The sequence below is a fragment of the Dysgonomonas sp. Shenzhen-Wh21 genome (assembly GCF_043392705.1).
GTDB lineage: Bacteria > Bacteroidota > Bacteroidia > Bacteroidales > Dysgonomonadaceae > Dysgonomonas.
Genome location: NZ_JAIXHZ010000170.1, coordinates 1 through 10616, shown reverse-complemented (window position 1 = coordinate 10616; position 10616 = coordinate 1). Strand labels below are relative to the sequence as shown.

Sequence of the window (10616 nt, the reverse complement as noted above, 5' to 3'; positions counted from 1 at the left end):
ATCTAAACTCGAATTTCCAATCATATTTTGTCTGTACCTTCTAAATATATTTCTAGGCTGAGTCTGTTTTAAACTATTATCATAGCCTAATTCGAGTTTAGATAGACTAAATAAATCAAATAGTATACAAAGTGCGATAAAAAAGGTATACACTAATAATTTATCTATATTTAAAGATATAATAGATTTAACAAAGGATCAATTAACAGATGAAATAAAAAATAAATTTCAATCAGAAGAAGAACTTATTGTCGCTATTATTAGTGAATTTATTACCATACAAGACGAGCTATGAGCGTAGAAAATTATAAACTATTAATTAGAAACCTAAGAACTAAAAAGAATGCAAAACTTAAAATTCAAACAGTTGCTAATAATGTCAAATACAGAAAAAAAGGCAAGTCGGTTCGAATTCAAGAAGAACAAGATCCTAATTATAAGCAAGAATCAGAATAATGCAGGAAAAACAACGCTAGTAAAACTGCTTCTTTGGGGACTCGGGTGTGAGCCTTATTTAGATCTGAAGTGGAAAAATAAAGATTGCAGAACTATTGTAGAGTTTTCTATTAGTGATAATGAGAATTATTTGGTTTATCGTTATAAAAATAAGATTTCAATAAAACGAAAAGAAGACAATACACTCACTGTTTATGATAAAATAGGAGGTGCGTACTCAATTTTATTAGCTAATATTTTAAAGTTTAAATTAAGATTACCTCAGAAAGATCAAGAGATTTGGGTGACCCCTACTCCAACATATTACTTTATACCTTCTTATATAGATCAAAAGAGAAGTTGGTCTAATGCTTGGGATAACTTTGATAAATTAAAACAGTATAAAGATTGGATACGAACAACCTTAGGATACCATACTGGATTATATACATCTCATTATTTTGAATTACAAGAAAAGAAAGTAGAGAAAATAATCGAACAAGGAATAATCCAGCACGATATTGATGAAACTGATATAATGCTAAATCGCATTGAAAAATATATCCCTTTCGGAACTAATAGTATATTACAAGAAGAAGATATTGAACACTTAGCAAAATCCATAAATACCAAAGCATCTGAATTAAAAAGGAGACAAGAGGAATTATTCAGTCAAATTGTATTAATACAAACAGAAAAAACGAATCTTGAGAGTCAAAAAGATATTAGTTCTCGGGTCATCAGTGATTTAGAAGCTGATTATGTTTTCACTGTTGAGAATATTGGAGAGGACACTCTTGAATGTCCTTTATGTGGAACTATCCACTCTAATACAATTCTAGACAGATCATCTATTCTTGTAGACAAAAATCAAGCTATTGAACAATATAATATAATTGAGAATGAGTTAAAGAAAGTCAACTCACAGCTAGAGGAGGTTACCAAAGAATTGTCTTCGATAAAAAATGAAATTTCTAAGATGGATAATACTTATATAATGTATAATAATGAATCTATCAGTGAAATTGACGCCATTGAACTTATAGCCGCTAACAATATCCGTCATAATGCAAATATTGAGAGAGGTAATAATGTGATTAAGATAGATTCGATAAATACAGAAATAAAGGATATAGCTAAAAAAATTAAAACAATTGTAACGAAAGAAGATAAAGAAAGAAATAATAATATCTTTCAATCTATATTTTCTAATTACAGAGAAGTTTTAAATGTAGAAGCTCTTAATAACTCTAATATAAATTCTCCATTCGATTATCCCAAAATAGCTGTTGAAGGTGGAGGTGCTGAAAATGCGCGTGCAATGTTTGCTTATTATCTAACAATTTACACAATGAGTTTACGCTCAGAATCGTTGATTAAAAGTCCACTAATAATTGATACCCCTAATCAGCAAGAACAAGCTTCTTTTAATTACGAAAGTATGATTGATCTTATAGTGAATAAGTTGCCTTCAAATAACCAGATATTTATATGTGCTATTGATAATAGAGCATTGGATAAAATCAAAAAAGATGCACAAGTAATTGAACTAACTGAAAAAGATCGATTATTTGAAATAAATATTTATGAAGAAGCTAGAAATGAATTCTCTAAATTTAATATTAACTAGCCTATCCTTTTCTAAATAATACATATAAATACCATTCTCAAATTTAAGTCCTATATAAACCATGAGCCTATATAAAATTTCAAATGAACAGCTGTTTGAAATATCATCTGTCCAATTTCAAGATTTTAGCTATCTCGAGAAACATATTCAAAATCTAATAACTAAAGACCCTAATGTTTTAGGAGAAGATCTCCTTATTATATCAGAAGAATATACAGATTGGCAAGAATCTAAAAAAAGGCTTGATTTATTAGCATTAGATAGGTCTGGCAACCTTGTAGTTATTGAGATCAAAAGAGACAATGATGGTTTTCATATGGATCTACAAGCTATTAGATATGCTTCCATGTTATCATTAATGACTTACGACAATGTTATAAATACATATTCTAAATATTTGGAGAAACAGGGAAAGGATGGTTCTGGTGCTCAAAAAGGAATAAATGATTTTTTAAATTATAATGAAGAAAAAGATTTTGAGTTTGCGAAAGATATACGTATTATTCTAGTGAATAATCATTATTCCAAAGAATTAACATCATCTGTATTATGGCTTAGAAAAAAAGGAATTGATATAAAATGCATACAGTTTACGCCCTATAAAAACGAAGGAGATCAAGATATATTGTTGGATATAAATATATTAATTCCTCTACGAGAAGCGAATGATTATATGATTGCAATTCAGAAAAAAGAACAAGAAAAGGAAAAGGTTTCCCAACAAATAAGAAGTACTAGAGATTACTCAAAATTCAAATTCAATCAAGAAATACTTTCGAAAAATAGACTTGTTCTAAATGTTGTCAAAAAATATATTCTTGATAACCCTGAAAAAAATATAGAAGAAATACGGATGGCGTTTCCGAATGACCTCCAAGGTTCTTTTGGTGTGGTTAAAACTTTAGAAGAATATAGAAATGAGAGTCTAAAAGGGAAAAGATTCTTTGATGATGATAATGAGATTGTTTATTTATCAGACAAAACGCCAATAGTTGTTTGTTCTCAATGGGGAATTGGCAGCATTACCCGTTTTAATAATCAAGCTAAAGAACTGGGATACAAAATTGAAAAAGTAGACTCTTAAAAAAAATTAGTGATAATACAGATATTAGCTGATTCTTAGTTTATGAAGGATATTATTTTTAATTATAAACAATGGCTTTTAAATCTTAGATTAGAGGAGTTTATCATACCTATCAGTAATAAGGATATAAATATTTTTTACCTAGAAAATCTGAATAAAAAAGAGTGAAAGATTTGTTTGTATATGCTTTATATATAGTTGTTTATTTATTCTTTTCGTGATAATATAAACTTTCGATAATATTATTTCTATATACGCTCTTCGGAAAATATAATTGATTTGATATTATATGAAGAAAATGGTTTGTTTTTATAATTTAAATGTTGCATTTATTTTACTTCGTATGAGAGGTTAAAATATTATATTTGTGTATGATATAAATCTAAATATAACATAAGTTAATTATGGAAAATGCAACTCTATCAAGCTCAAATTTCGATTTAACACAGGATCAAAAGGAGTCTTTAGACCTAATCTATAATTTTTTAAGAAATGAGAAACATATTTTTATATTAAAGGGATATGCAGGGACAGGAAAAACCACTATCATAAAATATCTTGTTAAAGACCTTCTCTCAAAAGGATTCCAACCAAAATTGATGGCACCAACAGGTAGAGCTGCTAAAATAATGCAGAATAAAACTGGGTATCGAACAACAACTATACATAGAGGGATATATGCGTTAGACGAAATAGAGACAAAGAATGATGATAGTGAGGATTTTGCCGAAAGAGAGTTTAAATATATTTACCCAATAAGACCTGATGATAGCAAGAAGATACTTATATTTGATGAAGCTTCAATGATTAGTTCAAAGAAATCGGAACGAGAATTATTTTCTTTTGGTACTGATATACTTATTGATGATATTTTATCTTTTGCAAAATTAGATTTGGGTAGCAAGATTATTTTTGTTGGAGATAGTGCTCAATTACCACCTATTGGAGATAATAAGTCGAATGCTCTAAATATTATATTTCTTCAAGAAAGAGGTTGGAATGTTGATAGTTTTGAAATGACTCAAGTCGTTCGTCAGAAAGAAAACAATTGCATTTTGCGGAATGCAACTCATATACGAGATGTTTTAGCGGATAAGAATAGGAGTCAATTAATTTTTGAGCAACAAGATGGTGTTTTTGAATCTATTCGAATAGATAAAGTTGTCAGTTCTTATTGTGAAAACTATCCAATTCCAACAATAGAGAAAGATGTTATAATTTGTTATACAAATAAGCAAGCGTCAAGTTATAATAAAGAGGTTAGAACTGTATTGTTTCCTTCTAATCCGCATATCACCTCTGGAGACATTGTCGTTATAGTTCATAATAACTATCAAAAAGATATAGATTTACTGAATGGGGATATGGCTAAAGTATTAGATGTTTCATCAGACGTAGAAGAAAGAAAAGTACCAATATATAATGAAAAGAAAGAAAAAATATTCATTGAGCTAAAATTCAGAGATGTCGTTCTATTACATGAGTCAGGAGAAAGAATTTCCACTAAAATTATTGATTCACTACTAAATAATGAATATCCAAATTTGACTACATATGAGATAAAAGCATTATACATAGATTTTTGCATAAGGAATCCCAAATTAAGAGCTAAAGATTTAATGTTTAAAAACTTACTTAGAAATGATCCATATATGACTGCTCTAAGGGTTAAATATGGTTATGCAATAACTTGCCATAAGGCACAAGGAGGGGAATGGGAAACTGCTTTTGTAGATTATTCTGGACGTAAGGGTTTGAATGATGATTGTTTGAGGTGGATATATACTGCAACAACTCGTTGCTCAAGAGCATTATATGGAGCAAATATTCCCCAAATAACATCTTTTGATAAACTCTCATTCTCTGATATAGGGCAAATTTCGAATATATCACAAGATGCAATTAATTGGGGAGAGGTGCCAGAAACTCCTTTCCATGATAGTAATAGTCACTTATGCAAGCGTGCAAAATATTGGGAGATACAAGATAAGTTAAAAGATACTAAATATTCAATTATTCGTATAAAATCAAACCCTTATATGGAAGAATACTATATTGATTCAGGTTCTGATACTCTGAGATTTGATAGTCAACACAATGGAACTGGTATTTTTAAACCATACACATGTAGAAGTGAATCTGCTGACGTAGAGCCAATATTGCAACTTCTCAATAAGGAATATTTTTTTAAGTCTAATACTTTACAATATTTACCATCTAATGAATCATTAGATAGATTATATCAACTTATAAATATTAACTGCAGCGAGTTAAATATTGAGATTACAAACATTGTTGAATATTCTGAAAATTACTATGTCACATACTATCTAAAAACAACAGGGAAGTTTTCATATATCCAATTTTATTACACGAAAATAGGAAATCTCACTCAGGCTATACCAAAGTCTGATTTAGGAATAAATGATGAAAAATTAAAAATGTTGATCAATCAAATATCATGATATGTCTTTCAAAGAGGTTACTGAATTAAGAAAAGCCGGACGATTAAATGATGCATTAAAACTTGCTCAAGAAGATCTGAGAATTGAGCAGAATGAATGGTCTTTTAGTGCCTTATTTTGGGTTCTTAACGATATGTGCAAAGATGCTATAGCCAAGAACACTCTTGAAGTTTCCAATAGAATACTAATTGATATAGAAAAAGTCTTTGATAAGTTAGACGATTACGAAGGGTTTGCTGCAAAAGCAATAGATTCCTTAAAAAAAAAGCTAGATCCAAACTTAGATATTTTACAGAAAGCAACAACTTTAAACAAAGAAGGGAAATATACGCAGGCTTTAAAAATTTATCAAGATCTATATAAACAGAAAAAACTTAACGTAGTCCATCATGAGTCATATGGATGGACAATCTATAGTTATGTGACTAAAAATTTTAGTAATCTAAATTCACTAGAAATACGAACATTATTACGAGACTATATGATATTAGAAAATAGTCGCCCATCTCGGTTACATACTTTGTTTTTAAATTTCGCAATGAAAGTGAGTGAGCAATTCCCTGATTTTAAGTTGCTTCCATTTGTGAAGATGTTTGGCATAAATAATCTCTCTAGGGAAGACTATTATACTTCAAATATAGAAGGAAAGTCTATAAAACCCTTTATAGAAAGATTATTACAAAGACTTTCTATGAATATAGAATTTAGCATTACTGAAATATTAGAGGTTTTTGAAATATCAACTCTAGAAAAAGAAGATATCCTAGATTATTTGCGAGAGCCATATTTTTGGAAAATATATAAGGAAAAAGATGATAAACAAAACCTATGGACTTTACTAAAAGAATATACCGAACGGTTTAGAAACCAGCAAAGTTCTAATTTTCACTCAAAAATATTGAACCATGTTTTATGGAATACAAATGATGAAGATAGCCAAAACTTTTATTCTTTTATTTTATCGTGGGGAATAAATAATTTTAGAAGGGAAGATTGGATTCCAATAAGGAAAGATGATACTGAGTATGATTCTATTGCCTTAAAATGCATAAATAGATTATATACAGTTATTGAAAAGATGGATACAAAGGTTGAACCTCATATCCTGTCTCTATTTGAGGACGCAGTATCAATATATTCAGACAATAATTCTCTAAAAAGAAAATATGCAATAATTCTAATGAATAATGGAGAAAAAGAGAAGGCTCGGATTATATATAAAAACTTATTGGTATTAATGAATGAATGGTATATCTGGTTTGAGTTTTTTAAAATACAGACAGAAATTGATAATTCCCTAAAATTAGCATTATTGTCAAAGGTTCTTCTTATGCAATCTAACACAGATTTTACAGGGGAAGTACGTTTATACTTAGCTGAAGTTCTAATCGAAATGAATTTAATGGATAATTCAGCTATTGAACTGGATTTATACGAAAAAAATAGAATTAAAAATGGATGGAAATTGTCAAATAAATATTTTAGTTTAAAGAATCATGTATCATCTATAACCATTAAAGAAAATAAAAGCAACAAAATTATATATGAAAAGTATGTTAGTATTGCAGAAGAATATGCATACGAACAGATTCCTTCAATAGAAATGGTTCTTGTCGCAAAATTTAAAAACAAAGAAGGAAAAGATAGGCTTAAATTGGTTGATAGCAATAACTCTATTGAGATAGTTTTATCTCCTAAAAAGCATAGGTTATCACCCAATGAAGTCGAAGGAGAAATATATTCAGTTAAATTATACAAAACAGGAGCTAATAATTCATATATTCCTTTGCACATAAAAAAAACTGAAAAATCCAGATGGAGTATCTTGTCTAAAAAACATGGGTATATAGAATATATAAATATAAATAAAAATATTTTACATATTATCACAGGAGATTCAATACAGATATTTTATCAATATAAAGAGAAAGAGAAATTTAATGTTGGAGAATTCGTATGCTTTAATCAGCTTATTGAATCTTTTACTTCAAATAATGAAAAAAAAATAAATATCAAAAATCTTCTTTCTTGCGATATGAATGACGCAATTAAAGAGTTTCCTCATATTATAGCTGTGATTGATGATATAAACCAGAAGAAAAAGGTATTACATTATGTTGCAGGAAAGAAACCTCTTACAGGAATAATTAAACTTGACGACATTAATTTTACTCCGCAAATTGGAGATTTTATCTCATTACATTATTATATATGTAGAGATAAAGAGGGGACTAAAAGAATTAAAACTCTAACAATTGAGGAAACATCAGAAGAGCGAAAAGATTTGGTTCGTATTATAGAAGGCCAGTTGTTATTGAAATATCGTTCAAAGTTCTATGACTATAATGAAGAGGATTGTGGTGAAACAGAGCCTGATTTTGGATTTATTTCTGATTATTATGTGCCGAAGTTTGTTTTACAAAAACATAATATTAAAATAGATTGCCGAATCTCAGCTAAGATAATATTTGATGGTGAAAAATGGAAAGTCTTTGATATTATTAATTTTTAATATAGAAAACAATAAATATATAGCCAAACAATACTCCAAATATAATAAAATGAGACTTCTAAACAAAGCTCGTTTGCTTCAATCTATCTTTAGAGTTAACAAATTGAAACTAAAATATAACGAATCAAAAATCTTGAATACTTATTCATGCATGCATGACAATTGAGCAACGGGTATATTAAAAGACTTAACTCGCAGTATTGCTGAAAAAAGAGACTTCCCGAGTGGAGAATCTATTGTTTATTTAGTATTATAGAAATTATCATGGTTTACTAAGAATTCCTCTACAATCAACTATTATAGAATTAATTAGAAATAAAGAATTTCAAACTTCAACTTTTTATATTTAAATGAAGAAAAAACAACGAGATTTATCTATTCTTCCTATAAAGACAAAAGTCTATGATCAAGTTAAGCCTTGCCTTGAATGTTTCTTTGGTTTTGAGGAATCATTTATTAACGATCTGTTTTTTGATGCTTGCGTTGAAATAAGAGAATCTTTACCCCCAGAAGAAAAGGAGAAAATATCCCCACGAGATATTTATAAATTTATAAAAGAAATGAGAGAGAAGGGGCATAGTATTACATTAACAATTCTTGATCCCTTAAAACTACATGAACTTACAGAAAAACATGAAATTCATCCAGTTATACTTTTTATCTTATTTGTTATCACACATGTTTATGTTAAGTTTTACTATCTACCTAAACTAAATGCAGAAAATACTGAAATAGAACCGAATCTAGAAGAACAGTATCGTTATATAGAAAATGTGCGTCCAGAAATGCTTCAACTGTATAACTTCATTAACGATTGGAAAAAACAGCCTTTTGAAGAGCCTATAACATTAGCCTGTGGAAGCAAGAAAATACGTTTGGATAATAAATCAAACTGGATGTTTACTGCTATCAATAATTATCTAAAGACTTATCTGAATGTTGATAGTGTCGCTACTGCAAAAAACGAATTGGAAACAAAATATAATTCGAAGGCAGGGAAAAAAATGAACAAATACCAAAGTATTATAACCTATGGTATAGATTGTCTATATCAAGACATATATCAAACCGAGGAGATTACCAACGATATGTGTTGCCTTATTCGAGACTATTTAAAGTATATAGGACAACCTATCTCCAATGATGAATTTGACCACCCGGATGATATTAAAAATATACGTTCACGAATAAGATATATGCGGACAACCGATTTTAAACCAGATTGGTTATCTCAGGATTTAGACGATCTGCCACCTGTTCGCAGTTCCTATTGGTAATTAATAAGATAAATCTTCTCTCTTATGCGGATTCCCATTATAATTGGATTTCCATTTTATCGATGTAGAAGCATCATAATAGCAATACTTTAGATTATCCTGAATGTTATATCTTTTTGTGGATTTTATGTTCACTTCATAATTTGTATCTTTTCTTATAATATAAGGAACATGCTCTCCTTTTCCCTCAATATCTATATCTCTAAATAACTCTATAAACGAAGAAAGAGGTCCATTTGTGATTTCATTTTTAGAGGAAACTAGACTTCGAATCAATACCCCTCCATAATACTCTTCTCTACTTTCAAATGATATATCAATTCCACTTAAATGAGAATACCACCTCCCTGATTGAATAATACGCTTATAAACCGTTTTGTCTGGATGATTTTTATTATAAAAGTAGAATTCCAACTCTATTATTCGATATATCTTTTCGCCTTTAATAATTACATATTCACTCAATAGTTTTTTTGCCAATAATTTAAATTGTTCTTGTATATACTCCTCTGTAGCATCTTTTGGTATAGACAAAGCCATTTTTAATTCTTCCATATGTAGAACATTAAGTTGTTAATTATATGATGTGCAATATAGTTATTTATTGATTTATAACGATATAAAACCCTATCCTTATTTTAACAATTGAATTTTTCCTACTAAAGATTTTTCAATGCAGCACCTTTGTATCGTAATCATAACGATTACGGCGCTCTTTGAAATATTGGACAATTAAAAACCAGAAAAGCTTCTTCTCTGGTATTAAGTGAGAAGCAAAAATAAATTATAGAAAAATGGGACAAAACATTTTAAATGAAAAAAATACTATTAATAACAAAATAAAACAAGAAAATATGACAGACAAAGAATTTAACAAAGCAAAAAAGCAAGTCGCTAAATCAGAATCGATGAATACTCAAATAATGGAACGTACAGACAGTGGTTATCAATTTAAAGAAGAATATAAAAGATTTGGCTTAATAAAAGAAAATAGACCCATAAAGAAAGCAGATGTGATAGGGTTTATGCAAATTATAAGCAATAATAAATATGATGACACCCAATCCATTGTAGCCATCGAAGCAACAGAAATTATTGTCTGCATCTTTTATTGCATTTAATTTGGCAAATGCTGAGATTCTGTGCTGACCGTCAAGAACGATTAGAAAGTGTTTCGCATCTTTTTTCTCGATTCGCTTGCCTTCTAAATCAA

General features: G+C 29.0%; 7 protein-coding genes. 6 read left to right on the top strand and 1 reads right to left on the bottom strand.

Annotated elements, in window-relative coordinates; all coding sequences use genetic code 11:
- The first annotated feature begins 376 nt into the window (after positions 1-376).
- The 5 genes from LDB17_RS12415 to LDB17_RS12395 all read left to right on the top strand — a co-directional run bounded on the left by LDB17_RS12415 (position 377) and on the right by LDB17_RS12395 (position 9403).
- Complete coding sequence (locus tag LDB17_RS12415) at positions 377-2065, top strand: hypothetical protein (RefSeq protein ID WP_252639534.1); 1689 nt, start codon at positions 377-379, stop codon at positions 2063-2065.
- Between the two features lie 61 nt (positions 2066-2126).
- Positions 2127-3149, top strand: coding sequence for an endonuclease NucS domain-containing protein (locus LDB17_RS12410; protein WP_252639535.1), 1023 nt, complete (start codon positions 2127-2129; stop codon positions 3147-3149).
- 404 nt (positions 3150-3553) lie between these two features.
- Positions 3554-5614, top strand: a complete 2061-nt coding sequence (locus tag LDB17_RS12405; protein WP_252639536.1) for an ATP-dependent RecD-like DNA helicase — start codon at positions 3554-3556, stop codon at positions 5612-5614.
- A 1-nt stretch (position 5615) separates the two neighbouring features.
- Positions 5616-8126 (top strand): DUF7017 domain-containing protein, encoded by a 2511-nt coding sequence (locus LDB17_RS12400; protein ID WP_252639537.1) that lies wholly within the window; start codon positions 5616-5618, stop codon positions 8124-8126.
- Positions 8127-8476: 350 nt separating this feature from the next.
- A complete protein-coding gene (locus tag LDB17_RS12395; protein ID WP_252639538.1) occupies positions 8477-9403 on the top strand; it encodes a hypothetical protein in 927 nt (308 codons plus the stop codon).
- On the opposite strand, the gene LDB17_RS12390 is transcribed toward LDB17_RS12395, so the two are convergent.
- Positions 9404-9958, bottom strand: coding sequence for a hypothetical protein (locus LDB17_RS12390; RefSeq protein WP_252639539.1), 555 nt, complete (start codon positions 9956-9958; stop codon positions 9404-9406). It abuts the gene before it with no gap.
- Positions 9959-10197: 239 nt separating this feature from the next.
- Between LDB17_RS12390 and LDB17_RS12385 the strand changes: the two genes are divergently transcribed.
- A complete protein-coding gene (locus LDB17_RS12385; protein ID WP_393925048.1) occupies positions 10198-10524 on the top strand; it encodes a hypothetical protein in 327 nt (108 codons plus the stop codon).
- Positions 10525-10616: the final 92 nt, after the last annotated feature.

Excerpts from the sequence above, each read along its gene's own strand:
- LDB17_RS12415 (WP_252639534.1), top strand. The coding sequence starts at position 377 with ATGTCAAATACAGAAAAAAAGGCAAGTCGGTTCGAATTCAAGAAGAAC.
- LDB17_RS12410 (WP_252639535.1), top strand. The coding sequence starts at position 2,127 with ATGAGCCTATATAAAATTTCAAATGAACAGCTGTTTGAAATATCATCT.
- LDB17_RS12405 (WP_252639536.1), top strand. The coding sequence starts at position 3,554 with ATGGAAAATGCAACTCTATCAAGCTCAAATTTCGATTTAACACAGGAT.
- LDB17_RS12400 (WP_252639537.1), top strand. The coding sequence starts at position 5,616 with ATGTCTTTCAAAGAGGTTACTGAATTAAGAAAAGCCGGACGATTAAAT.
- LDB17_RS12395 (WP_252639538.1), top strand. The coding sequence starts at position 8,477 with ATGAAGAAAAAACAACGAGATTTATCTATTCTTCCTATAAAGACAAAA.
- LDB17_RS12390 (WP_252639539.1), bottom strand. The coding sequence starts at position 9,958 with ATGGAAGAATTAAAAATGGCTTTGTCTATACCAAAAGATGCTACAGAG.
- LDB17_RS12385 (WP_393925048.1), top strand. The coding sequence starts at position 10,198 with ATGGGACAAAACATTTTAAATGAAAAAAATACTATTAATAACAAAATA.